Origin of the sequence: Lutispora thermophila DSM 19022 (assembly GCF_900142105.1) — a bacterium.
In the GTDB taxonomy this organism is placed as follows: Bacteria; Bacillota; Clostridia; order Lutisporales; family Lutisporaceae; genus Lutispora; species Lutispora thermophila.
Genome location: NZ_FQZS01000010.1, coordinates 63,957 through 90,407 on the forward strand (window position 1 = coordinate 63,957; position 26,451 = coordinate 90,407).

The 26,451-nt window shown below is 32.4% G+C and carries 23 protein-coding genes, 2 tRNA genes and 1 other RNA gene; 20 read left to right on the forward strand and 6 right to left on the reverse strand.

The window, feature by feature from the left end; genetic code table 11:
- Nucleotides 1-212: 212 nt before the first annotated feature.
- The 13 genes from BUB48_RS08360 (at nucleotide 213) to rnpB (ending at nucleotide 9,697) form a co-directional block, all read left to right on the forward strand.
- The gene (locus BUB48_RS08360; RefSeq protein WP_073025791.1) at nucleotides 213-584 is read left to right on the forward strand and encodes a hypothetical protein; all 372 of its coding nucleotides are present in this window, start codon (nucleotides 213-215) and stop codon (nucleotides 582-584) included.
- Entirely contained in the window at nucleotides 581-784 is a 204-nt protein-coding gene (locus BUB48_RS08365; RefSeq protein ID WP_073025792.1) for a diacylglycerol/polyprenol kinase family protein, read from the forward strand. Before BUB48_RS08360 ends, BUB48_RS08365 begins: the two co-directional genes overlap by 4 nt.
- 1 nt (nucleotide 785) lies before the next feature.
- On the forward strand, nucleotides 786-1,448 hold the full coding sequence (locus BUB48_RS08370; protein WP_073025793.1) for a cation transporter: 663 nt from the start codon (nucleotides 786-788) through the stop codon (nucleotides 1,446-1,448).
- A gap of 200 nt (nucleotides 1,449-1,648) precedes the next feature.
- Nucleotides 1,649-2,647 carry a deoxyguanosinetriphosphate triphosphohydrolase gene (locus BUB48_RS08375; protein ID WP_073025794.1) on the forward strand — a complete coding sequence of 333 codons (999 nt, stop codon included), beginning with the start codon at nucleotides 1,649-1,651 and terminating at the stop codon, nucleotides 2,645-2,647.
- A 68-nt stretch (nucleotides 2,648-2,715) separates the two neighbouring features.
- On the forward strand, nucleotides 2,716-3,168 hold the full coding sequence (locus BUB48_RS08380) for a YaiI/YqxD family protein (protein ID WP_073025795.1): 453 nt from the start codon (nucleotides 2,716-2,718) through the stop codon (nucleotides 3,166-3,168).
- Between the two features lie 14 nt (nucleotides 3,169-3,182).
- Nucleotides 3,183-4,964: a DNA primase gene (gene dnaG / locus BUB48_RS08385; protein ID WP_073025796.1), complete on the forward strand. Its 1,782-nt coding sequence runs from the start codon at nucleotides 3,183-3,185 to the stop codon at nucleotides 4,962-4,964.
- 44 nt (nucleotides 4,965-5,008) lie between these two features.
- Entirely contained in the window at nucleotides 5,009-6,076 is a 1,068-nt protein-coding gene (gene rpoD / locus BUB48_RS08390) for an RNA polymerase sigma factor RpoD (RefSeq protein ID WP_084524455.1), read from the forward strand.
- 164 nt (nucleotides 6,077-6,240) lie between these two features.
- Nucleotides 6,241-6,316 (forward strand) — tRNA-Asn (locus BUB48_RS08395).
- A gap of 5 nt (nucleotides 6,317-6,321) precedes the next feature.
- Nucleotides 6,322-6,398: transfer RNA gene (locus tag BUB48_RS08400), tRNA-Ile, on the forward strand.
- Nucleotides 6,399-6,627: 229 nt separating this feature from the next.
- Nucleotides 6,628-7,329: a tRNA (adenine(22)-N(1))-methyltransferase gene (locus BUB48_RS08405; RefSeq protein WP_073025798.1), complete on the forward strand. Its 702-nt coding sequence runs from the start codon at nucleotides 6,628-6,630 to the stop codon at nucleotides 7,327-7,329.
- On the forward strand, nucleotides 7,302-8,423 hold the full coding sequence (locus BUB48_RS08410) for a Nif3-like dinuclear metal center hexameric protein (protein WP_073025799.1): 1,122 nt from the start codon (nucleotides 7,302-7,304) through the stop codon (nucleotides 8,421-8,423). Before BUB48_RS08405 ends, BUB48_RS08410 begins: the two co-directional genes overlap by 28 nt.
- Nucleotides 8,424-8,574: 151 nt before the next feature.
- The gene (locus BUB48_RS08415) at nucleotides 8,575-9,291 is read left to right on the forward strand and encodes a zinc ribbon domain-containing protein (protein WP_073025800.1); all 717 of its coding nucleotides are present in this window, start codon (nucleotides 8,575-8,577) and stop codon (nucleotides 9,289-9,291) included.
- Nucleotides 9,292-9,353: 62 nt separating this feature from the next.
- An RNA gene (gene rnpB, locus BUB48_RS08420) (RNase P RNA component class A) lies at nucleotides 9,354-9,697 on the forward strand.
- A 52-nt stretch (nucleotides 9,698-9,749) separates the two neighbouring features.
- Here the strand turns inward: rnpB and BUB48_RS08425 are convergent.
- Nucleotides 9,750-11,894 carry a YcdB/YcdC domain-containing protein gene (locus BUB48_RS08425; RefSeq protein WP_073025801.1) on the reverse strand — a complete coding sequence of 715 codons (2,145 nt, stop codon included), beginning with the start codon at nucleotides 11,892-11,894 and terminating at the stop codon, nucleotides 9,750-9,752.
- Nucleotides 11,895-12,077: 183 nt separating this feature from the next.
- Here BUB48_RS08425 and BUB48_RS08430 point away from each other — a divergent pair, with 183 nt between their 5' ends.
- From BUB48_RS08430 to BUB48_RS08440, 3 genes are all read left to right on the forward strand, one after another.
- Nucleotides 12,078-12,731 carry a hypothetical protein gene (locus tag BUB48_RS08430; protein WP_073025802.1) on the forward strand — a complete coding sequence of 218 codons (654 nt, stop codon included), beginning with the start codon at nucleotides 12,078-12,080 and terminating at the stop codon, nucleotides 12,729-12,731.
- A 71-nt stretch (nucleotides 12,732-12,802) separates the two neighbouring features.
- Nucleotides 12,803-14,851 (forward strand): S-layer homology domain-containing protein, encoded by a 2,049-nt coding sequence (locus tag BUB48_RS08435; protein WP_073025803.1) that lies wholly within the window; start codon nucleotides 12,803-12,805, stop codon nucleotides 14,849-14,851.
- An 82-nt stretch (nucleotides 14,852-14,933) separates the two neighbouring features.
- Entirely contained in the window at nucleotides 14,934-15,875 is a 942-nt protein-coding gene (locus tag BUB48_RS08440; RefSeq protein WP_073025804.1) for a S41 family peptidase, read from the forward strand.
- A 6-nt stretch (nucleotides 15,876-15,881) separates the two neighbouring features.
- Here BUB48_RS08440 and BUB48_RS08445 read toward each other — a convergent pair whose 3' ends face one another.
- Nucleotides 15,882-16,988, reverse strand: coding sequence for a class II aldolase/adducin family protein (locus BUB48_RS08445; RefSeq protein WP_073025805.1), 1,107 nt, complete (start codon nucleotides 16,986-16,988; stop codon nucleotides 15,882-15,884).
- A gap of 321 nt (nucleotides 16,989-17,309) precedes the next feature.
- Between BUB48_RS08445 and BUB48_RS08450 the strand changes: the two genes are divergently transcribed.
- Nucleotides 17,310-17,753, forward strand: a complete 444-nt coding sequence (locus tag BUB48_RS08450; protein ID WP_073025806.1) for a GNAT family N-acetyltransferase — start codon at nucleotides 17,310-17,312, stop codon at nucleotides 17,751-17,753.
- 119 nt (nucleotides 17,754-17,872) lie between these two features.
- Here BUB48_RS08450 and crcB read toward each other — a convergent pair whose 3' ends face one another.
- From crcB to BUB48_RS08465, 3 genes are all read right to left on the reverse strand, one after another.
- Nucleotides 17,873-18,247: a fluoride efflux transporter CrcB gene (crcB, locus tag BUB48_RS08455; RefSeq protein ID WP_073025807.1), complete on the reverse strand. Its 375-nt coding sequence runs from the start codon at nucleotides 18,245-18,247 to the stop codon at nucleotides 17,873-17,875.
- A gap of 189 nt (nucleotides 18,248-18,436) precedes the next feature.
- Complete coding sequence (locus BUB48_RS08460; protein ID WP_073025808.1) at nucleotides 18,437-19,411, reverse strand: DUF6976 family protein; 975 nt, start codon at nucleotides 19,409-19,411, stop codon at nucleotides 18,437-18,439.
- A gap of 12 nt (nucleotides 19,412-19,423) precedes the next feature.
- Entirely contained in the window at nucleotides 19,424-19,642 is a 219-nt protein-coding gene (locus BUB48_RS08465) for a hypothetical protein (protein ID WP_073025809.1), read from the reverse strand.
- A 309-nt stretch (nucleotides 19,643-19,951) separates the two neighbouring features.
- On the opposite strand from BUB48_RS08465, the gene BUB48_RS08470 reads away from it, so the two are divergent.
- From BUB48_RS08470 to BUB48_RS08480, 3 genes are all read left to right on the forward strand, one after another.
- Nucleotides 19,952-21,100 carry a hypothetical protein gene (locus tag BUB48_RS08470; RefSeq protein WP_139249947.1) on the forward strand — a complete coding sequence of 383 codons (1,149 nt, stop codon included), beginning with the start codon at nucleotides 19,952-19,954 and terminating at the stop codon, nucleotides 21,098-21,100.
- 1,271 nt (nucleotides 21,101-22,371) lie between these two features.
- Nucleotides 22,372-24,390, forward strand: a complete 2,019-nt coding sequence (locus BUB48_RS08475) for a thioredoxin domain-containing protein (protein ID WP_073025811.1) — start codon at nucleotides 22,372-22,374, stop codon at nucleotides 24,388-24,390.
- Between the two features lie 25 nt (nucleotides 24,391-24,415).
- A complete protein-coding gene (locus tag BUB48_RS08480) occupies nucleotides 24,416-25,585 on the forward strand; it encodes a dicarboxylate/amino acid:cation symporter (protein WP_073025812.1) in 1,170 nt (389 codons plus the stop codon).
- 121 nt (nucleotides 25,586-25,706) lie between these two features.
- Here BUB48_RS08480 and BUB48_RS08485 read toward each other — a convergent pair whose 3' ends face one another.
- Nucleotides 25,707-26,315: an NUDIX hydrolase gene (locus BUB48_RS08485; protein WP_207648328.1), complete on the reverse strand. Its 609-nt coding sequence runs from the start codon at nucleotides 26,313-26,315 to the stop codon at nucleotides 25,707-25,709.
- Nucleotides 26,316-26,451 lie beyond the last annotated feature (136 nt).

The window sequence follows — 26,451 nt, forward strand, 5'->3', positions numbered from 1 at the left end:
TTGACGACATATTATGATAGAAGTGTTCTTGATTAAAGAATAAGAAAAGTATAATTTAAACTAAAGATACTAGCTTTTAGTTGTATTAAAAGATAGTATCTTTCTTTATTCCCATGGAATTATTTTAGGCTATAAAAAAGCATATTTGGTTTAAATACATATAATTACTATTTAATTTTTGACCCAGAGTAGTGAAAGGGGGCAGTTTATTAATGCTCAATGAATTTATAACTGGATTTGGAATGTTCATCGGATATTATGTAGTTGCAGTTTTGTTATTATTAATGATAAGAGTTTTCTTGAAACCGCCAAAAGAAATATTTCGTAAGCTTCTTCACACGGCATGTTTTTTATCTGTGTTTGTGCTTGTTTATGGCTTTAATACATGGTATTTAGCAATGCTTACAGCTATAATATTTTCCATTGCTTTGTATCCATTGATAACCTATATTGAGAGATTTTCAAAGATAATGGAAATTTTTATTCAACGAAAAAATGGTGAAATAAAATTAAGTTTGTTAATAGCTTTTTTCATGATGGCTGTTCTTATTGGGGTATTCTGGGGATTGATGGGAGAACAATGAAAGTTTATTGTCATTGCTTCTGTTATAGCTTGGGTTTCGGGGATGCAGCAGCTCTGGTTGGCAAAGCCTTTGGACGTAATTCCATTAATCACCCTTGGGTGGAGGAAACTAAAACTTGGGAAGGATCAATTGCCATGTATCTAGTATCTGCCATAGCCATATTTTCACTTGTGATATTACTTTCTAAAATAAGAGTTTAACATGAAAGAAATAAACAAGAATCAGTCCATCAATCGAGAGAAAGTCATGTTGATGTCGCTCTTGCTAAGCGCACCTGGACCAATTGTAACGGGTATACCTGCAATATTAAGTCATTCTGCAACACAAATAGCGGATTTCTTGCGTCGCACTGCAGAATTGGTAGCTTTGTTTGTATCTTGGTGGATTTATCGCAAACATCATCATAACCAGGTATATGAGAATAAATATCGTAACCACATGGAACATATAGCTAATTTATCTGTTTCTGAAGCTATGATATGTTCAGGAATGGCTATGATTGTTGTGGGAGTATTTCGTCTCTTTATATATAATGCAAATGGAAATGTAATCATGGGTTTGATCATTGCAGCATTGGGATTATTGACAAACTCCTGGTTCTGGTGGCTTTATAGGAAAATGACACAAGAAAAGTATAATCAAGTAATTGCTGGTCAGGAGAAGTTGTATCGGGCCAAGACTTGTGTTGATTTATGCGTAGTAACAGCACTGACATCAGTGGCTATTGCTCCAAATCATCCTGCAACTCAGTATATTGATGCTATAGGCTGTGTCATTGTTGCTTTTTATTTATTATATAATGGAGTTGATGTGTTACTAAAGAGTAAGGACGCTGAAAATCATGAACATAAAGACTTATTTTAGATAGATTAAAGAGTGCAGAATTTATATTCCGCAATCAATAATATTGAATTATATTTCTTTAAATTACACATATAAACAAAGTAAGTCATCGAGTATCAATATTCGATGGCTTACTTTGTTTATAGAATAATAATTAAATAAAGGAAAATACAATTTTTTGTAGTATATAATAGTATGTATTTTAAATAGGAGTTGTTTTTATGAATATAAGGCAGAGAACCGAAGAAGTTGAAAAGAGCATTCTTTCACCTTATGCTGTGCTATCTGCAAATAGCAGAGGACGAGAACGTGAGGAAGTAAAATGTCAAATCAGAACAGATTTTCAGAGAGACAGAGATAGAATTATACATTCTAAAGCTTTTAGACGGCTTAAACACAAGACTCAGGTTTTTATATCACCGGAAAAAGATCACTATAGAACGAGGCTCACACATACTTTGGAAGTAGCCCAAATTGCCAGAACGATAGCAAGAGCCTTAAGGCTTAATGAAGATTTAACAGAAGCTATTGCATTAGGTCATGATCTTGGACATACACCATTTGGTCATGCAGGAGAAGCTGTCCTTGATATCATTCATCCAGGAGGATTTAAGCATAATGAGCAAAGCCTAAGAGTGGTAGATGTATTGGAAGACAGTAATGGATTAAATTTAACATGGGAAGTAAGAGACGGAATAGTTAATCATACGGGAGACAATATGCCTGCCACATTGGAAGGTATGATTGTCAAGTATTCGGATAGAATAGCTTATATCAATCACGATATCGATGATGCTTTGAGAGCAGGAATACTAAGCAATGACGACCTACCAAAGGAATCTATAGAGATTCTAGGTACAACTCATAAAAGTAGAATTAACAACATGATAACGGATATAATAACTGAGAGTATTGATAAGCCTTATATTAAAATGAGCAAGGATGTTGATAAAGCAACAAAAAATCTGAGAAAGTTTATGTTTGACAATGTATATATAGGTTCAAAAGCAAAGGAAGAAGAAGAGAAGGTGCAATATATAATAAAACAGCTCTATAAGTATTTTGTTGATAATCCTGATGAAATTCCTCAGGATTTGAGAGATAAGAGACCAGATGATGATATTCATCGATTAATCTGTGATTATATAGCAGGCATGACCGATAGATATGCTTTAAATAAGTATAAATCAATTTTTTTACCAACTGCATGGCAGATTTAAAATAAAATAAAGGATATTTGTATTTTATATCGAATAAATATTAATTCAGTGTCCTTAAAAGGAGAATTATGAAAATACTAGTCGATGCAGATGCATGCCCTGTAAAGGAAATAATATTAAATATTAAAAGGAAATATAATATCGAAGTTATGTTTGTATGCAGCTTAAGCCATTATACTAACTTTTATGAACTGAATAATATAAAACCTGTTTATGTAGATGATGTATTTCAATCTGCAGATATGGCAATAATCAATAAAGCTGTAAAGGGAGATATTATAGTAACCGGTGATTATGGACTTGCTGCTATGGTGTTGTCAAAGGGAGCATATGCTATTTCTTTTGATGGAAGAGTATTTGATAATGAAAACATTGATGGTTTATTGAACAAACGGCACCAAAATATGAAGTTATTGAGGAGTGGCAGTCGTGTTAAAGGACCGTCAAAAAGAAGCAAGGAAGATGATTATAGGTTTATGGCTTCTTTAGAAAAAATGTTGATTAGCAACAAGAAGTTTTAAAGGTGGTATAAGATATGTTTTTCTCAGAAGAGCTTGTTTCTGAGATCCTTGAGAAGAATGATATTGTTGATGTTATATCACAATATATGAACCTTAAAAAAAGAGGAAGAAATTATGTAGGTTTATGTCCTTTTCACTCGGAGAAGACTCCTTCCTTTAATGTGTCTCAAGATAAACAGTTGTTTTATTGTTTTGGATGCGGTGAAGGAGGAAATGTAAGTACATTTATTCAGAAAATTGAGCGAATGAGCTATCCTGAATCTTTAAGGTTTCTTGCAGAAAGAGCAGGCATTGAGATTAGGGAAAATTTAAGTGAGAAAGAAAGCGAAAAAGCCAAAAAAAAGCAATTATTGATTAATATCAGTAGAGAAGCCGCAAGGTTTTTTTATAAGAATCTAAATAAAAATCCTCAAGCAATGAAATACCTCTACAATAGAGGTCTTAGCAGAGACATAATAAGAAGATTCGGACTAGGATATTCCCTTAATTCTTGGGAAGGGCTGAAGAACTTTATGGCTGCAAAGGGGATAGATCCGGAGTATTTATACTCTGCTGGACTTTTAGTAAAAAGGAATAATAATGAAGGTTATTATGATAGATTTAGAAATAGAATTATGTTTCCAATCATAGATTTAAAGGGGAATGTTATTGCTTTTGGCGGTAGAGTAATGGATGATAGCAAACCAAAGTACTTAAATTCTCCTGATACACCAATATATAATAAAGGACATAATATTTATGCTTTAAACCTTGTAAAACAGATAAAGGATTTGAAAAATATTATTGTTGTAGAAGGGTATATGGATGCTATATCTTTGCACCAATATGGAATAAATAATGCTGTTGCTTCATTGGGGACAGCATTTACAGAGCAGCAAGCAAAGCTATTGAAAAGATATGCAGATGAAATAATAATTGCTTATGACTCTGATGTAGCCGGACAGACTGCTACTCTAAGAGGATTGGCCATATTGGAGAAAGAAGGTTGCAATGTTAAAGTGATAAGACTTCCTAAAGGTAAAGATCCGGATGAGTATATAAGAAAAGAAGGGTTGGATGCCTTTAAAAATTTAGTAGAAAACAGTATGTCCCTAGTGGAATATAAAATCCACAATTTGAAACAAAATATAAATATACAGGAAATCGAAGGAAGAGTTAAATTTGTTAAGCAACTAGCAACCATTTTAAATACTATAGATAGTCCTGCTGAAGTCGACGCATATATTAAGAAATACTCTAGAGAGATGCAGATAAATGAAGCTGCTATTTATGATGAATTAAACAGGATAAAAAAGAGGCATACTAATGGAAATAACAGGCATAATATAGTTGATAGGACTAGTGGCATAAATGTTACAATTTCAAAAAAAGCTATAAGTGGTGAGTTCATAGCAGAAAAAAAGTTATTGAATATGTGTTTTCAAGATAAAAGTAAAGCGGAATATATATTTAGACAAATTAATCCAGATTATTTTAGTAACCAACTAAACCAAAGGATTGCAGAGATAATAAATTTAAAAATAAAAGAAGGAAAAATGATATCTGCTGGAGAAATAATAATCCACTTAGATAATGAAGAGAGTATTAAAAAGGCTGCTGAAGTTTTTAATATTGAGCTATCAAGCTATGATTTTGAGTTAATTGATTCATATATAGATAAACTTCGTCAAGCTCATATTCGTAAAAGAATCGAGGAATTAACAAAAAAAATGAATGAATATTATGAGATTGGGGATAAGGATAAGTCCAATGAGTTATTTAAAGAAATCATGGAGTTACAAAAGAAGAAGAAATAGTTCCTGGAAGGGAGGGGATAACTTTGAAGAACGATGAAATAAAAATGAACCATATAAAAGAATTGATTCAAAAGGGCACTAAGAATGGAATGCTAACTTATAAAGAGATAATGGATACATTAGAAGAAGTTGAGATGGAACCGGATCAGATAGATAAGATTTATGAATATTTAGAAGCCAAGGGAATTGATGTAGTTGGTAATGTTGATGTGGATCTTGACTTACCTCCCATTGATGATGAAGAAGAACCGGTTGAACTGGATCTATCTGTTCCAGAAGGTATCAGTATAGATGATCCTGTAAGAATGTATCTAAAAGAAATAGGAAAAGTTCCTCTTCTTAGCCCAGAAGAAGAAATTGAATTAGCAAAAAGAATGAAAGAAGGAGATGTGGAGGCCAAGAAAAAATTGACCGAAGCAAATCTGAGGCTAGTAGTAAGCATAGCGAAAAGATATGTAGGACGAGGTATGTTGTTCCTTGATTTAATACAGGAAGGCAATCTTGGCCTTATTAAAGCTGTTGAAAAATTCGATTATGTAAAAGGTTTTAAATTCAGTACTTATGCTACATGGTGGATTAGGCAGGCCATAACAAGAGCAATCGCAGATCAAGCCAGAACCATTAGAATACCTGTTCATATGGTAGAGACAATAAACAAGCTTATAAGGGTTTCAAGACAGCTTCTTCAGGAATTGGGTAGAGATCCTCTTCCAGAGGAAATTGCTGAAGAAATGGGATTATCAGAAGATAAGGTAAGAGAGATTATGAAGATTGCACAAGAGCCTGTATCCCTTGAAACTCCAATAGGTGAAGAAGAGGATAGTCATCTTGGTGATTTTATACCTGATGATGATGTTCCTGCACCAGCTGAAGCAGCAGCATTTACCCTGCTTAAGGAGCAGTTGATGGAAGTTTTGGATACATTGACTCCAAGAGAAGAAAAAGTTTTAAGGCTTAGATTTGGCCTTGATGATGGAAGAGCAAGAACTCTGGAGGAAGTTGGTAAGGAATTCAATGTAACCAGAGAAAGAATAAGACAGATTGAAGCAAAAGCTTTAAGAAAATTAAGACACCCTAGCAGAAGTAAGAAACTTAAAGATTATTTAGAATAGAAAGGCTTCCTATGGAAGCTTTTTATTTGTAAGGAAGCTTTTCATGGAATACTTTTGCGAAAGGCATATATTAAGGATTAGAAACATTGCTAACCATTAAAAATTTTTTAAAATTACCCTTGACATTTTAACATAAAGTTAGTAGAATAATATTTGTCAGTTGTTCCTCAATAGCTCAGTCGGTAGAGCATGCGGCTGTTAACCGCAGGGTCGTTGGTTCGAGTCCAACTTGGGGAGCCATATCAGGGCCTTTAGCTCAGTTGGTTAGAGCAACCGGCTCATAACCGGTTGGTCCGGGGTTCGAGTCCCTGAAGGCCCACCATTTGAAATGAAACTTCAAAGTATAGACTTTGAAGTTTTTTTATAATATTAGGAAAGTATAAATTTTTAATTTATACTTTCTGTAAAGGTCTTTCAAGAAAGGCTTCCTTGGTTGTTAAAATTCTTCCAAAGGAAACCTTTCTTATTTTAATTTTTTATCTATACTTATGGAAATTCCATAAGTATAGTATAATAAAATATAAGCTATTAAAAGTAAAGGATGATATATATTGGAATTAACCCCGAGACTAAAGACAATAGGAGACAGCATAGAAAAATGTGATGTTATAGCAGATGTTGGATCAGATCATGCCTATCTTCCTATTTACCTCATAAATAATGGAAAAGCAGATAAAGTTATTGCAACGGATATAAATGTTGGACCAGCTGAAATATCTAGGAAGAGAATAAAGAGATTTAGATTAGAAGATCGTATAGAGGTAAGAGTTGGAGACGGTTTAAAAGTTCTGGATAATGATGAGGCGGATGTAATTATTATAGCAGGTATGGGTGGTTTACTGATACAAAGCATTCTTAGCGAAAGTTTAGAGGTAGCAAAAAGTGCTGACAAAATAATACTACAGCCCATGAGGGACAGCAGACTTTTGATAAAATGGCTTTTGGATAATTCTTTTTCAATACTTGAAGGAAAGATTGTCAAAGAAAAGGATAAGTATTATGAAGTAATTTGGTGCTGTTATGATGAAAAATCTAGAAATGATGTGAATGAGATAAATGAAGTATATTATTATAATAATACTTTCTTACTACATGAGTATATAGACAAAAAAATAGTACAATACACTAGAATAATAGAACAGATGAAAGCGTCAAACATAGTTGATGGTGAGGCAAGAATGAAAGAATGCATTAAAGAATTAAATGATTATAAGGAGGCTAAAAAATGGCTCAGCTTAAATGTGGAACGATAGCAAGCATTATGGAAAAAATAGCTCCTAAGAAGTTTGCTGAAAACTGGGATAATGTTGGCCTTATTATAGGGGACGGGGCGCGTATAATAAATAAGATTATGGTTTGCCTCGATTTACCTCTATGGGTTGTAGATGAAGCTATTGAAAAAGGTGTTGATATGGTAGTTACACATCATCCCATCATATTTGATCCATTGAAGAAGATAACTAGCGATACACCTTTAGGTAGGAAGATTATTCAGCTTATAAAGAATGATATATCTGTCTATTCTTCTCATACCAATTTTGATTTTGCACAGGGAGGACTTAATGATATTTTTGCAAAACAATTAGGTTTTGAGAAGACAGAAGTTATCAAGACCACATTTGAAGAGCAATTATATAAGATAGTTGTATACATACCTGAAGGATATGAAGATAAGGTATTGGAGGAAATGTCCAAGGCGGGAGCAGGTTGCATAGGAAACTATAGCTATTGCAGTTTTAGGGTAAAAGGCATGGGTACTTTTAAACCTTTGGAAGGAACTAATCCTTTTATTGGACAAAAAGGTAAACTGGAAAAGGTTGATGAATATAGAGTTGAGACAATAGTATCCGAAGCAATGCTTAAACCTGTTGTAAAGGCAATGCTTAAAGCCCATCCCTATGAAGAAGTTGCTTATGATATATTTGAGCTGAAAAACCAAGGGAAATCAGTTGGGTTAGGACGAATAGGCCAGCTAGAAAACAAAGTTACGTTAGCTTCGTATGCTGATTTTATAAAAAAGGCTTTAGATGTAGAAAATGTGAGATTCTCAGGTCCACCGGATGCTGCTATTAGAAGTGTTGCCATGCTGAATGGATCAGGAAACAGCTTTATAAGTGCAGCAAAGTTTGCTGGTGCTGATGTGCTTATAACAGGCGATATGCAATATCACCAGATAATAGATGCATTAGAAGAAGGCATTTATGTCATCGATGCTGGACATTTTGGCACTGAAAAGATAATGATAAAGGCAGTTTCTGATTATCTAAGAACCACTCTAACGAACGAAGGCTATATGGTAGATATTATTGAATCAAAGTCCAATATTGATGTAACTATGCACATTTAGGAATGGTATTTTTGCTATTCCTTATTTTATTTTTAAATTAAATTATAATAAATAAAAGATTTTAAAGTTTTATTGTTTTTATAAAAATAAATGCTTTATTAAATCAAACTTAAACTATAAAGGTAAGTTTTTTATGAAGGGATGATGGGAATTGGAACTGGAATTATTGTATGAATATCAACAGCAGGAGATTAACTATGATAAATTGTTGCGAAGAATATCTGAAGTAGAAGAAAACGAGAAAATAAAAAGACTAAAAGATGAGTACAGCAGATTGAAAAATGAGTATGGCAGCTTATCTACTCAAAGAACAGAAATAGAAAAAGAAATAACACAAAGAAAAATTAGTTATAAAAAGTTGCAGGAGAGTAAAACTAATTATGAAAAATTAATGTACACTCCAGAAATCAATAGTATGAAGAAACTTGAAACTTTAAAAAAACAAATTGAAGATATAGAGAAAAACATGTCAAAGGAAAAAGATAATATATTAGAATTAGAAAAAGCACTAATTGAAGCTGATGACAATATATTGTCCATTAAGAAAAAGTCTGCTTTTATTAAAAAGAAATATGAAACAGCCAAAGAAGAAAATCAACAGATATTAAACTTTTTAACAAAAGAGAAAAGCAATATAGAAGAGCTTCTAAAAGAGTTGAAAAAAGGTATAGATGACAGCATATATAATGAATATATGAAGATGAAGAAAAGGCTAAATAACCCCATATCTGAAATAAACGACAGAAAATGTAGTGGGTGTGGTATGGAGGTTCCTGCCATGGATTATGAATGCGTGAAAACAGGTAATGCCATGAGATGTCAAAGCTGCGGAAGAATGCTGGTATATATAAAGAAAAATATAAAGTAAAAAAATTACCTTTGACATAAGTCATCAATCATTATATAATTAATTTCTACAAAGATAATAAATGAGTAAATCGGATGGTCGCGTGTATATTTTATATGCATGAGGAAAGTCCGGGCTCCACAGGGCAGGGTGCCGGGTAATACCCGGTGAAGGCGACTTCAAGGAAAGTGCAACAGAGATATACCGCCATATTTTATATGGTAAGGGTGGAAAGGTGAGGTAAGAGCTCACCAGCGATTAGGCGACTAATCGGCTATGTAAACCCCATCTGGAGCAAGATCAAATAGGGAAGCATTTGGGGTGGCCCGCCTCGCTTCCGGGTAAGATCGCTAGAGTCTGTTGGTAACAGCAGATCGAGATAGATGACCGTCTAAGACAGAACCCGGCTTATAGATTTACTCGTTTAAGTTTAATGAGGCTGTTGCATAATGCAACAGCCTCATTTATGATAGCTATATCTATTCTTTGCCAACTTTTAAGAATCTCACTATTGTTGTTGCAGTCTCAGCTCTTGTCAGTTTGTCATTAGGAGCAAATCTTCCATCACCTTTGCCGGACATTATGTTTAGCCCGGTTGCTATAGCTACATAACCTCTCATTTCTTTTGATACAGAGTCCTTATCCGAGTACCCTAGTAGGAATATTTCTGAATTATCAGCTATATAGCCAAGATTCATAGCTTTAACTATCATTTTGGCCGCTTGAGCTCTGGTAACCTCTGAATCAAGATTTTTCTCTTTTTCAGTAATTATTTTTCTTGATATTGCTTGTTTATAATAATCGTCATATTCTTCTGTGGAACTTGAATCATAGGTCAGAACTCTATAATTAGGCTGTAAAGAGTTAATTAGCATCTTTATAAAATCTTTTTGCTTTATATTTTCATCAGGTGCAAAGGATTTACCGTTAGTTTCTATAATACCTGCTTCCAACAGTGTAATTATATCATTTTCAGCCCAATGACCCTTTATGTCTTCAAACATATTATCTTTTTTATCCTTTATTATGTCACCGTTATAATCCAATAACTTCCCGGTTTTTGGATCAAACATTCCTGAAAAACTATCAAAGGAATAAACAAGTTTTGTGACTTTGTTATTGGGGTGTTTGAGTTTGTAATCATAATAATTGATATAATTTAGATGGAAATCGACATTTTTATATAGGGCATCATATGCAGCCTCTAATGTTAGTAGATTATCAGGCTTTGGGAATTCTATTTCAGTCCAGTAAGAATAAAAGTATGTGATTTCACCAGTATACACATTTACTGTCACATTAAGATAATTTCCTGGGCATGCTATTCCATTTACCTTTCTTATGAAGTTGAAAGTATAGCTTATTGGGTTATCTACCTCATTGTTTTGATAAAGATTAGGTCTGTATTCAGTTTGGGAGAATCTTTCTGGATCAATAGCGTTCAAGAAATTCTCGGCCAACTCTTTTGCTTTATCCATATTGTATTTTGGATTTCCATTATTGGCTACTTCATCTTGATGACTATTATAGCTGGATAAACTTACTACTTTTCCAGTAACTGCATCTAAGGATATATTAACATAGGAATACTCTTTTTTATCAGGAATGTTGTAACTCCAGGAGAAACTCCATTTAGCACCGCTTCCGTCGTAGTTGCTGTAAAGTGAGGCTGCTTCAAGACTATGTTTGTCACTAATATTTACATATTTCTTAGCTATTTCTATTGCTTTTTCTTTTTTTAAGTATTTTTCATTGTTTTCAACTTCTCTGTTTTCTTCTGGTGTTAAAACCACTGCTTCTTTTGCTGATTGAACATTTCCCGCTGCACTTGCATCATACACAGCATAATGTCCTTGATTGATTATTTCTCCTGTAATGGCATCAATTGGTAAGTTATCATTTTTAAAAGTATAAACTAATTTTGCTGTATTCTTTTTAGTTTTTTGGTCGTATCTTATTATGTATGCTAGCTCGATACCGTTTTTCTCTTTGAAAATTTTCTTTGCTTCCTCTAGGCTTAGCGCTTTTGAGGCATCCGGCAAAGCCATTTTACTCCAAGTAAAATTATAATTATAGACTTCCAATGTATTTTTATTAATTGCTATGTTAATACCATCTCCCTGAAAAGGTATGTTATCGACCTTACGTATATAATAGAAATAATAGGTGTTGGAATCATAATAATATGTTGATCCATATTTGCTGTTATCCATAAGTTCCATTTCTTTATATCTTTTGGGTTGAAGTTTTTTTACTATGGCTTCTGCTTCTTTTAAAGCTTCTTCATAGCTGTACTTTGCAAGTTTTGTAGGAGTGGAGTATTCCTCTTTCCATTGATACATACTTATAACATCACCTGTATCAGCATCAATAGTAATACTTATGTTATCTCCATTGCTTTTTGAAGTCCAATTAAGATACCATTGTTTTGTACCATCTGCGTTTTCATAATAACTTTGGTTAAAATCATAGCCTTGTGAGTTAAATTCAAAACTTTCTCTTGCGATTTCAATAGCTTTTTGTAAGCTTATTTTTGATTGATTTTCTTTTGCTTGTGCAAAAATGACAGAGGTATTGCTAAAAAGCAATGCTAAGACTAAAAATAGTGATAATGCTCTCTTCATGTTTATCCCCTTCCAAATTATTTCTTGTCTTATTAGACTAATTTTGGCTATAAAAGTTTCATAATTTATATATTAACTCTACAACTATTACATGACAAAATCTATCTTCATAATAGTGAAATTACTGTATAATAAACCAAATGATGGTAATAATTATTGTGAGAGCTTTAGGGAGGTGTGTTTATGCCTAAAAAAGAAAAGGATCATAGAAATCTTAGAATAGCAAGCGATGAGCTAAGTTCATCTGAGATACACAGCGTAATTCTTCGAGGTGTATTATGCACCTTTAAAAGTATATTTCTCAGTTACTATGTATCTGAAAATATTGAGGCTCTTATGAATTATATTAATGAAAAAAAGATAATAAACCCTAAGGAGTACAAGCGACTTTTGACTGAAGCAAAGGATTTTTATCCGGTGATAATATGTGCATTGTTTATACCGCCTATAAAAGCAATTACTAAGAATTATAAGTTAAGAAGCTTAGATGTAGATAAAAAAAGTGAGCTGTTTAGGGAACTATATAACGTCTTACTGGATTTTTTTACTCTATGGTTATGTGATGTTGAATTAGATCCTCTATTATACTATAGAATTGGTGCTGCTTATAATAAGAAGTTTGATATGGGGTTATATATAAAAAAGCAAAACTCATATTATTTAACGGAAATTGAAAATCAAGTACTTAACAGTCAAATTATGGATATATTATGCATTTATTTAATTGAAGAAGTAGCTATTCAACTTGGTATGGCAGGTTTAGATTATATCGATTTCTACAACAATATTAACACAAACTTGAATAGCGATATTATAAAAGAAACCAATATATCATGATATGGCAGTATATTCCGATGAAATATGGTTTACATAATGCTATAATATATATAGCTAAAGGAGGTGGGATAATGAGCTATAATAAAAATCTTTATATAAACTATATTATTGTTGTATTAATATTTGTATTGGTAGCATCATTCATAATATCTACTGTGAATGCTGAAACAAATACATATAAAAATTACAATTCAGAAATATCAAGTACTGAATTATTTCAACCAAATGCAAATTTTACTTCTTTTAACGATGTAAAAGGTCATTGGGCAGAAAAATATATGAATGAGCTTAGCTATATGGAAATATTAAATGGTTTTGTCGATAAGACAATGAAACCGGACAGGGTTATTACCAGATCTGAATTTATCACAATGGTAGTAAGAGTAATGGATTTAAAAGACAATGGTAGAAAATACTCTAATTATACAGATATTCCTGAAAATCATTGGGCTTATAGTTATATCAACAAAGCAAAAGGTTATGGGCTGTTGGATTATTTTAATGGAAAATACTTTTACCCAAATAAGATAATAACTAGAGAAGAAATGGCTATTATTATATCTAAAGCCTTGCCTCAGAATTTTCAAGTGGACAAGCAGGTATCTTTTAGTGATATAAAAAGTGACTATGCAAATAAGAAGAGTATTGACAAAGCAGCTTCGGCAGGGATAATAAACGGAAAACCTGACGGAAGCTTTTCACCGCAAGGAAGCTCTTCACGAGCTGAAGCAGCTGCAATGATATATAGGTTCATAAACCTTGAAGCTGATGAGCAGGAATCGGTTATTTTAAATTTTGCTAAAGGATATGAGACAAACATTATAAAGTCTGCTAATGAAAAAAGTTCGACTTTGACAGGTGTAATAGAAAAATCCATTGGAAAAGAAAAGAATGTGAACAATGAGAGAAAAAAAGTTGTACTGGAATTAAAGAAGTTGAATTTAAGCAGATTGTTGGGACAAGTTCATGTCAATATAATTCAAAATTCATTATATAAAGTTGTAGCAGAGATAAGCTATGAACTCACTGTGGAGAGAGGTGTATCTAAAAAAACCGTATATACCATAACAAAGATACTATATATGACTTATAGGGATGGAAGTTTGAAAGTATATGATTCTTCGTTGAATTACAGCGTTGTGAGCCAGGAGGGTTCAAATAAAAAGATAAATCTCACATGGGACTATATATATAAAAAGACTCCTGATATGACAGGGGTGCAGAAAATTGATGGACTAGATGTGGTCTCTCCTACTTGGTTCGTTCTACAAGATGAGTCTATAAATATTCTGGATAAGGCTGATATTAGCTATACTAATTGGGCCCATGACAAGGGTTACAATGTATGGCCCCTTTTTGGCAATGGATTTGATAAAGAGATGACAGCTAAAGTTTTGGGTAATCCAAGCAAAAGAACAAAGCTTGTCAATAAAATTATAGAGCTAAGCCTTAAATATAATGCTGATGGAATAAATATGGATTTTGAAAACATGAGAACAGAAGACAGCGATGAATATACGTTGCTTATCAAGGAATTGTCAGAAAAAGCAAAGGAAAAAGGCTTATATGTATCTGTTGATGTTACACCTATTAATAAACATTCCAATTGGTCTACTTGTTATAACAGGAAGGATTTATCAAAGTATGCAGACTATATAATAATTATGGGATATGACCAGCATTGGGAGGGAAGTCCTGTAAGCGGTTCAGTGGCTCAATTGAATTGGGTTGAAGACAGTTTGAAAAAAATCCTTGAAGAAGTTCCTGCTGACAAGCTCATATTAGCTGTACCATTTTACACAAGGTTATGGCAGGAAACATATGTGAATGGTAAAACAGTTGTTACCTCCAAGGCCCTTTCCATGGAAGAAGGAGAAAAGGCTATAAAAGAAAATAATGCAATTAAAGTGTGGGATGAAGAAAGCGGTCAATATTATGCAGAATACAAAAAAGACGGTTCTCTATATAGGATATGGCTTGAAGATGAAAATTCAATAAAGCGAAAAGTACAACTGGCTAATAAATATGATATAGCTGGAGTAGCATCTTGGAGAAAGGGTTTTGAAAAACCTGAAATATGGAATGTGATTGATTCAGTACTTAGTGCAGCATCATTGTGATGCTGCACTAAATTTTGATTAATATATGCTAAAAAGGCTAATAATTAAGGTATATACAGTTAAATAGCGGAAGGTGGAAGCATTGAGGGATAAAGCTGTCATAGAGAATAGAGCTATTATTGCAAGAAGAAAAAAATCTATGCTATTTGCATTTGTGGTATTGATTTTTTTTATAGTATATAGATTTTCATTGCTTAGTTACTTTGGATTTGTTATTGCATCAGATGCAAAAAATATAATAAAAGATTTTGAAAGTAATTATTTTTACAGCCATGTGCTGATGAATAGAGAATATATTAATTTAAAAAATAACATTATAAGCAAACCAATAACATCAAAAGAAGAAATAAACAACTTAATTAGACATTCAAAAATGCTATCCGATGATCATATAACCACATTCAGTTATGCTGATTTAGCTCAAGGAAAGTTTAAGTATTCACTCTACAAAAAAATGAAATTTGAAAAGAAGAAGTTTAACGATGATACTTTTTATATCAGGCTTACTAGTTTTGGTGAAAATGCAGAGGATAAATTTTATAAGGCTTTGGATATAAGTGATAAGCTGAATTATCTAATTTTGGATCTGAGAGGAAACCATATATGTAATTATGATGAAGTTATAAAGATAGCTGATGATTTGCTGCCGGGTAACAGTACTATAGCTACAATAGAATTTGCAAACTCAAAGCATCAATACAATTCAAATGATTTTTCTTATAGGTTTAAGAAAATTTTTGTGTTTCTGGATAAAGAAAGCGGATGTGGTTCTGAAATGCTTGCACTGACGTTAAAAGAAAACTTGAAGGATAATGTGGAGATCATAGGGAAAGATACTATGGGTATGGACATAGGTCAGGTCATTAAGACTTATTACAACAAGATAAATTTGAGTATAGCCTCATTTAAATGGGATGTAAAAGGCCAGAACTCAAAAGATCTGGCCAAATACCTGGTCAAATATAAAAATACTGAGCTAAATAATCTTGAAGATTATATAAATGTGGTAGAAACATTGAAGTAACTTATATTATTTATTTAATTCATCTTGTTTTGAATAATTGTATAAATAATTGTGACGCATTGCTATGCATTCAGCAGGCTCTATGGATCTTACTTTTCCAAACAGAGAAGCACATATATATGCCTTTGACGCTTTTTGTGTGATCATGCTAACAGCAGCAACTTCTTTTTCTGTTCTGCCGAAACATAAAGCACCTGTATTGTGTATAAATACCACGTAAGAGTTTTCTAAACAAGAGATAATTTCTTCAAAATCAAAGCTTGTAATTTTTGCACCTATTCCTGCAATCTGTGCAAAATCATCAAGAACAGGTTTTAGTTCTATACCATGGGAGCATAGGCCTTTGATTTCTGGTGTATTTATAAATGAAGAATAGTGTAATTCTTTGTATTTATTATAGACAGCATTGCAAATTTCTTCTTTAAGTAATAAAAATGTATCACTATTTTTGCTTGAATTGGAGTTATATTTTAATTTGTGATTTAGAGAAAGTGAGAAGTTTATCATTTCATCAGTATCCAAAATTGATTTTCCACTAAGATTAAAGTATCTTTTTATGATAAAATCGCAACATACTTTTTCCAACTCGGAGGCCACCGAGAAAGCTTCATCATAATCCTTCCCTAAACACATGGCACCATGATTCTTCATTATAATGGCCTTAGAAGCTGATTCACTTAATGCTCTTATAACATTATATTTTAATTCCTCTGTACCAGAGGGAGCATATTCAGCCAGTATTACTTTCGAGCCAAGTAAGGGATGTAATTCATCCAGCTCAACAATATCTATTGCTGCTGCGCTTATAACAGAGGCATATTCCTGATGAGTATGGATAACAAAGTTTACATCAGGAAAGGTTTTATAAATTGCGGCATGAATAGACTTTTCGGAAGAAGGTTTTATATTTCCGCTGTAACTGCCGTCTGATATATTTACAATCACGATATCGTCAGGAATAAGTATGTCATAGCTTCTTCCGCTTGGTGTTACAGCAAACTTATTATCATCAATGCGACAGCTCACATTTCCCCATGTTCCTGCTATCAATTCCTTTTCTACAAGGTTAAGACCTGCTTTCAATACCAATTCCTTTGCTTTGAATGTGTTCATGGCTTTCTCCTTTTACTTTTTTATGTAACATTTTTCTATTTTTCATTATAGCAGAAATATGCCATAATGACTATTTAAAGGGACTTATATGACAGTGCGCCTATTGCCTTAATATATTGTAACATAGCAGTAAGACATAGTAGAATGTTTTATAGGAAGTTGTTAATGTTATATTATGAGATAATGGAAGCAATCAAAGTGAAAGGTGATGATGTTATACTGGAAATGTGTTAAAGGGTGGTTACTGCTTAGTTATAAAAAAAGACAAGGATACTCCATTCATTTTATATATAGAAAATAATGATAAAAGGTGGAAAAAACATGTGTATTTCATTAAAAGAGATCACTGCTGATAATTGGTATGAATGTACCAAACTTTCAGTCACTGAAGAACAGAAAAATATCTTCCCGGTACCTGTTGTATATTGGATGGCAATGTCAAAATATGAGTATAACAATCAACTTGAGTTATTTGCTGTATATCATAAAGATTTAATTGTTGGTGTAGTAGCATATGGCATTGATCCAGATATAAGTGCCCCTTGGATTACTACAGTAATGATAGATCAAAAATATCAGGGAAAAGGATATGGAAGAGAAGCAGTCAAATATTTGGTTGATTTAATTATTAAAAGGCATAGTTGTAAGAAAATAATTATTGGACATAGACCTGACAACCATGTTGCAGCAAAATTATATGAGTCTTTAGGCTTTCAAAAAATTGAACTAAAAGAAGATGAGATAATCCGATGTTTACAATTATAATCAAATTTGAAAACAAGTAGTTCTATAAATCATAATATATGAATAACTTCCTTTCTGTAGTTTTATGTAAAAAATATATAGAAATGATAATAAGCCATATCTGCTATTAATCTAAACTATCACAATAGTTTGGATACAAACTTGCCTAGTATTACACCTACAAGGCTTAAAATCAAGTTTAAACTGATGTTTATTGTGCCTAATAAATAATTACCTAAATAAAAAAGATTTATTGTTTCATAACTGAATGTGGAGAATGTTGTTAATCCCCCCATTAGTCCTGTTGTAAGAAATAATTTTATACTAGGAGATACTACATCGGGTTTTATGCTATAATCCATGACAAAACCTATTAAAATCCCACCTATTATATTGACTATTAAAGTTCCATACGGGAATTGAGTGCCAAGTATTTTGGAAAAATATGAAGATATTAAATATCTCAAACAACATCCTATAAACCCACCAATACCAACGATAATAAGTTTCTGCATTTCATTCATCTCCTTTTTATAATTAAAGACTCCCACTAATAGAGTAGGAGCCATTAGCTTTCATCATATGAAGTACACTGCATCACCTTTTTTATTATACTACTTATTTAGTAAAACATATATAATGACTTAAACTATTACCATATATCATTTAAATTTATTAAATCAAGTGTGCTGTTTGACATTATGTTATTTGCTTATTATTTCTGCATAAACTAATGTTTGATTTAATAATTGATATGCAATTTCCCCGAAAGTTACAGGTCCCGTGAAGGGTGGTGTTATTTTACCATCTAGTTCACCATAAAGGTAATTTAGAATGCAGTTGCAAGAAAATATTGGCTTAACATCCTTAAAACCTTGTAAACGTTCATTAAAGCTTGCTTCATAATTGCTTACAGAACGAGCAAATCGGTATTCTTTGCCTGCAAAAACAGGAGCATAAAAATCCACCATCTTGTTTTTTTCAGAAATGGATTTAATAGATACATTTACCAATACGCTGTTGTAATCTGCTACCAATGGCAAGTGAGTATCAATTTTATTTTCAACTATGTAATCTGATAGAATCACTTCTTTTCCGTTGGCAAAGCATTTTGTTACTGATAAAGAATCTTCAATAAATTCGATTTTGACATCATTTTCATCAGTATTGAAAATATTCACTATACCAAGTGAAGCCATCTTGTCATCGGACAAGCAAATGTGTAATGCAACAGCTTTGTCATCATAACAAATACCAGTAGTTCCTTCATAAACCTTTGCTTTAGAATTCGTAGAGAGATCATAACCGGAGATCCAGCCAACTGTAGGATTCATTAATAAGTCATCAGAATTGGGTGCTTCTTTGGCATAAAACACAGCGACATCACTAGCAAAAGGCATAATTAAAATTGTCATTCCGTTAGGATAGGCATCTTTTGTTATATCAAATATATTACTCTTTTCATACACTACAGTTTTATAATCAACTGCGCATGTAATTTCGCTCACAAACAATTTATCTTTACATGTGATACCGCCCTGCTCAGTGATAAAGTAAGGAGTAGTTCCTGCAATCCACTTTCCTTTTGGTAATTGATTTAAGAGAGTTTCGTCAGCTGCAATATGCAATATTTTGTCTTCTTGGATCAAACTTATTGCATCGTTTAGACTAACAAACATGTTTACAACCTCCTATAGTTTTTTCAATGCTTCCATGTCTTTTTCTAAAATTGAACCAAATTTTTCAAAAAAAGCTTTCATTTCTTGCAAGCATATTTGTAATTCCTCTGGTGACTGGTTGATTGAATACTTTTTCTGTAATCTTGAAATTAACAGATTCAGACCCAGGACAGTGGACTCATACTTGGCTTGCTTCTTGATTAACTTCTCAAAGGTTAAATCTAAATCCATACTATAATTACCACTCCTTACATAATATAACATTTGATTTTGCCTTATGTTCATATAATATATCAGAATTTATTCAATAGCAATTATCTAATGAGACAATGTCAACAAAACAAATAATTTCTTCTCAATTATATTTCTTATTTTATTCAGTAGAGTAACTAAACTAATCTGGGGTGATTTTTCTGAACATTGGGGAAGAAAAGGTAGTAATTAGTGAATCAGACAAAGATAGAATTGAAACCGTTTATGCTTGTTGTACGTCATAAAATATGTGACAGCATTATTACATATGGAGAGAGGTTGATTATTATGATGAAAAAACGTATTTTAATAGTTGTATCATTGCTCTTGGTTTTTGCATTTTCTGCATGCAGTCAAGGCAAAGAAAAGGATAATACAGGTAGCAAATCAAATGTAAGTACATCTGCTCCAAGTAGTGTTATGTCAAATCAAACGGAAACGGTGTCTAACTCTGATAATTCAACTGATAGTAAAGAAATTGAAAAAACTTATTTTGGTCAATGGCAAATCGTAAAAGAGTTAGCATTTGGTCCTGTATCAACTTACAGTAGTGATGAAATAAAAAATTTAATAGGCAAGAGATTAACATTTTCAAAAGAAAGTGCTACCTGCTTTGGTGATAATGTGGAATACTTAAGTAAGATAGCAATTAATCCTAATTACAGAAGAACAGTGATATCTAAAAAAGATTTTGAAGAAAACTATGGTGTTACATTTGAAATGTTAGGTATAACAAGGGATTCTATCATACGTATAGATGCTTCTGATGCAATGGAAAATGGTAGTACCTTCTTTATTAAGGATAATGATACACTAATCCTATCTGGTGGAGGTGTCTTTTTTGAACTTAAAAGAGTAGAGATTTCATCTGTTAGTTCAGCATTAGAAGCATATAAGGCAGTATTGCAGAATAAGAAAGAATTTACAAGTATAGATAACAATAAAGAATTGTATTTGAATGATTTTTTAACTAACAAAGAAATTTATGAGATTACTTTTAAAGCAACTCGTTTTACAGTACTTGACATGGATGGTGACAAAGTGCCCGAGGTTGTTCTTGAATTATCATCAAATGATATACCACGGTTTTATGAAGTTTTACATTATATGAATAATACAGTTTATGGATACATTTTTACATACAGGAGCTTAGGAGAGCTGAAAGCTGATGGAACTTTTATGTTTTCGAGTGGTGCTGCAGATAGTGGTGTTGGAAAGTTGAAATTTGAAAATGAAACTTATGACATTGACATTTTAGGGAAAATAGAATCAAATCAAGATGATTCTGACTTAACCGTATCATTTTTTATTGATGATAAACCAGTTACGAAAGAAGAATATGACGCTTTTATAAACAAGCAAATGGAGAAAAAAGATACAGTCTGGTATGAATTTTCTCAAGAAAATATTGAGAAGGAACTATCTGTAAAGCCATAAATTATTAACAGTGTTCAAGCCAGCAGCTTGTTGCATGTATAAATAATAAACTGGAGTTTAAGAGGTATAGAATGCAAAATTTTTGTGAAGGGTTTGTAGGGTTATTGAAATAACAATAAGCTCTATTAACCCTTCATTTTTTATAAGCCATTGTTATTATTTTTGAGTAATATTAAAAACTTGAGGGTAAGGAATATTTATACAGTTATATGGGTTCTTTTATCCAGAACTATTTGCAATATTTATGTTAAATTCTGTATACGAATAAATCAATATTGAAATTATGGTATATAATGATAAAATATAGTTGTCATTCCATAACACTATATTGAATTTGTCATAGGGGGAGAGAAGTATGGACAATAACTTTATGGATGATATGAATGGGGATGTAATTACAATAAGTATATTAAAACTTTTTAACAAGTTTACATGAAGTAGAATTATATTTGCTTATTATTAAATATGTTTACTGTTCTATAATTGAAAAAGTACTTTCGTTTATGTGTATTTTTCTATTTAAGGTGATAAATTTTATATTAGATTGATACCCAAATTTAAGCACAAGACTAGAAGCCTACAAACATATTGAAAAAGAGTTAAAATATATAAGAATGATCAGATTAAATGATTATCAGCAAAGAGTTTTTTAAATGCAGAAAAGCTCAATCACAAGATGGGATTGATTAGAGTTTAATGACAAGAAAATCATATGAATGTCTTTATATAGTATTCATATATAGTGTATTTATGGAGTGACAGAAATTAAGGTAACACAAAGAATATTCATTTTTTCATTGTTAAGTTTAAGAATTGAATAGATCATTTCGTAATATTCGGAAAGAGAAAAATAGAAATGGTTGGTATAGATGCTCATGTCCCAGATAGATATTCTTTTTAAATTCATAAACTGCGTTATTAAATTATGACCCACTTCTGGACAAACTAGTTTATTATTTTATGAAAGCAGGAATCATTGCTAAAATATATGTTGAATAAACTGAAAATGGCCATCTTCAAAATATACCAAAATAACGGGCTTAATATTGAGTTTGATGCTATTGCATTTGATCTTAATGAGCTCTGGAAACTAAAAACAATAAATATAGACACGTGAGTAATAATCTATTCAATCAGCAAAGAAAGCCTATCATTGTCAAATTGAATATATAAATCCTTTCTTTCAAATAATAGTATGGCAAAAGCTAAGAATAATGCTTTAATAAGAAATTCAACATACTAGAAAATGATGAGAGAAAGGTGATATCCAGATGCCAACTAATAAACAAGCTAATAGGCTTATTTATGAGAAATCCCCCTATTTGTTGCAACATGCTTATAATCCAGTTGACTGGTTTCCTTGGTGTGAGGCAGCCTTTGAAAAAGCAAAAAGAGAAGATAAGCCTGTATTTCTCTCCATTGGTTATTCCACATGTCACTGGTGTCATAAGATTGAGAGAGAATCTTTTGAAGATGAAGAGGTTGCCGATATCCTAAACAAATATTATGTTTCAATTAAGGTGGATAGAGAAGAAAGGCCAGATATTGATCATATATACATGGAGGTTTGTCAGCTACTTACAGGAAGCGGAGGATGGCCTTTAACCATTATAATGACGCCTAATAAGGAGCCTTTTTTTGCAGGTACATATTTTCCAAAAAAATCAATATACGGCTATAGAGGGCTTACTGATCTGCTTAAAAAGATAAGTGATGCATGGCGAAATCAAAGGGATGAACTTCTGAATTCTGCAAAAAGTATTATTGAAGCTCTATCTAGGGAAGAATATGAAGTAAGAAAAAATGCAATAAATGAGGATATGATTTACAAGGCATATAACTCCATTAAAAGTAGCTTTGATGAAAAGTACGGAGGTATTGGAAGAGCCCCCAAGTTTCCAATGCCTCACAATATCATGTTCTTACTGCGCTATTATAAGATGACTAGGGAAGACAAAGCTTTGCAAATGGCTATTAAGACATTGGAATCAATGTATAGAGGGGGCATATATGATCATATAGGTTTTGGTTTTTCAAGATATTCCACAGATGAGAAATGGCTTGTGCCACATTTTGAAAAAATGCTATATGATAATGCTCTGTTAATGTATGCTTACACAGAAGCCTATCAGATGACAAAAAGAGTTTTATTCAAAGACATAGCAATACAAATAGGAGAATATGTCATGAGAGAAATGACATCTCCCATGGGAGCTTTTTATTCTGCAGAAGATGCAGATTCTGAAGGTGAAGAAGGAAAGTTTTATATATGGGATAAAGAAGAGATAGTGGGCATTCTTGGCAAAGAGGATGGGGAGCTTTTCTGCAAAGTCTATCAGATAACAAATAAGGGTAACTTCGAAGGCAAGAACATACCTAATCTCATTGATAATGAGTCTTTCAAAAATGTATGCAAAGTGGAGAATATAGCAGCACTAAAAAATAAGCTTTTTGAATACAGAAAAAAAAGAGTACATCCATTTAAGGATGATAAAATACTGACTTCCTGGAATGGACTTATGATTGCAGCTATGGCTTTTTCGGGTAGAGTATATGGTAATATGAGGTTTATAGATGCAGCAATTAAGGCCGCAGATTTCATAATAAAGAACCTGAGAAGAACTGATGGAAGGCTTATGGCAAGATATAGAGAAGGATCTATAGAACATTTGGCTTATTTAGATGATTACAGCTTTTTAATTTGGGGTCTAATAGAGTTATATCAAGCTGTATTTGATGAAAAATATTTAGATGAAGCAGTTCAGTTGGCTGATGATATGATAAAGTTATTCCATGATCCCGTTAATAATGGCTTTTTCATTTATGGCAATGATGGAGAAAAACTTATCACAAGGCCAAAAGACCTATATGATGGTGCTATACCATCCGGAAATTCAGTTGCTGCTAATGTTTTATTGAAACTTTCGGGACTCACTGAAAAAAACAAATATGAGGATATTGTCAATCAAATGTTTGACACCTTTGGAGGAACAGTCCATAAACATCCTGAAGGTTATACACATTTTCTTTCTGCGTATATGCTGGCCAAAAAGGGGGGCATGAAAATAGTGTTTGTAGGCGAGAACGATGATAAAGAAGTAACTGAGATGCTTAAATTAGTTAATAACAACTTTTTCCCTGATATAACAATAGCAATTAAAAAAAATGGAGATAATAACTATACAAAGATAAATGATAGGACTACAGCCTATGTATGCATCGGTAGAAGTTGTTCTTTGCCTATTAACGATATTTATGAGTTATCAAAAGTAATATCCAAACATCAGTAATATACTTTTACAAGGAGGATGAATGATGAAAAAATTAGGATTGTTGCCTAAGTTAATAATAGCTATAGTACTAGGTATAATAATAGGGAGTATAGCACCACAATGGGTGATTAGATTATTGGCTACATTCAACGGTATATTTGGAAACTTTCTTGGCTTTGCTATACCATTAATTATAATTGGATTTGTTGCGCCGGGAATAGGTGATTTAGGAAAAGGAGCAGGCAAGCTATTAGCAATAACAACAGGAATTGCGTATATATCGACTATTATATCTGGTTTAACAGCATATTTTACATCTGCAACACTACTTCCAATTATGTTGACCCCAGGAAGTCTGGCCATTAACCCAGAAAATCCGGAAGAAGCGTTGTTATCTGGTTTTTTCAATGTGGAGATGGCGCCAATATTCGGTGTAATGACAGCCCTTTTGCTTGCTTTTACCATCGGTATAGGAATTTCTGTCATTAAAGGTGATACGTTGAAGAACTTTATGCATGAATTCCAAGAGATTATAGAAAAGATGATTTCAAATATTATTATTCCATTACTTCCTTACCATATCGCAGGAATATTTGCTAACATGACTCATGCAGGACAGGTCGCAACAATTATGTCTGTTTTTGCTAAAGTGTTTGCAATGATTATTGCGCTTCATATAATAATTATCATTGTGCAATATCTTGTAGCTGGATCAGTTGCAGGGGGCAATCCATTCAAGCTGATAAAGAATATGCTTCCAGCATACTTTACTGCAATTGGTACACAATCTTCTGCTGCTACAATACCTGTAACTTTGGAAAGAACAAAAGCAAATGGAGTAAATGACGGTGTGGCTGATTTCGTAATACCATTATGCGCAACCATACACTTATCAGGAAGCACCATCACTCTTGTGAGCTGCTCTATGGCAGTAATGCTTCTTAATGGCAAAGCAGTTAACCTTGCTATTATGTTCCCATTTATTCTAATGTTAGGTATTACAATGGTAGCTGCACCTGGTGTACCAGGAGGTGCTGTTATGGCAGCCTTAGGATTATTGGAAACTATGCTTGGTTTTGATCAAACACTTTTGGCTCTTATGATTGCGTTGTATCTGGCACAAGATAGCTTTGGTACTGCTTGTAATGTAACAGGTGACGGAGCTATAGCAGTTTTAGTAAATAAAATATCTGGATTTAAGCTTAAAGAATAACAAGAACCTCTTGGCTAGAATGCCAAGAGGTTCTTTGACTTATAATGAAGTTAAAACTTTACATTAATTGCATTTCAGCAAAGGATTCATTGATTATAAAAGTGTCAAATATTAAACTCTCTTATAAATTCTTTATATTTTTAACGAAATCATATGTAATTCTGGCAGTGAGCCCCCAAATAACTTTGTTTTCGAATAGATAAAAATATACAGGGTATTTGCCTCTTCCAAATTTATAATCCTTTCCGTTTTGAATCAAATCATAAGGAAAATTATCGCCAGGTATGAGTTTTACATCTATATAATAACATTGAGGTTCGGTTGACAGCAGATAAGAAAGAGGCACATGGAAAACTTCCTTAACTTCATCTTTATTGAAAGTGCCCTGATAGTTTCTAAGGAACCCTATATAAGGGTAAATTATAGTATTAAACGGAGTAACGAGAATATCTGAAGCGCTAATGATTTCTATATTTTCAGACATAACCAGTAATTCTTCAATAGTTTCTCTTATGGCTGCTTCTTTCCTGTTCTCATCTTTTTCTATTTTTCCCCCTGGAAAACATATTTCATTGGGTTGTTTCTTCAAGTATTCTGATCTGACTTCATATAGAAGAGATAAACCATTTTTGCTCTCAATAATTGGTATGAGAACAGAAGATTCCATGTGATTTTCACTATCAGATATACCAACAGTTTTTTTAGATAATTTTATAATCTTATTTAACATAACTTAAAAACCCTCACGTATATTTTAGTAGACAAATAAATTATATCATAAGTTGATGAAAAATAGAGGTTTTATACGCAAAAATGATATGGATGTACGTATATGACAAAAAAAATAATATAATATACATGTTGTC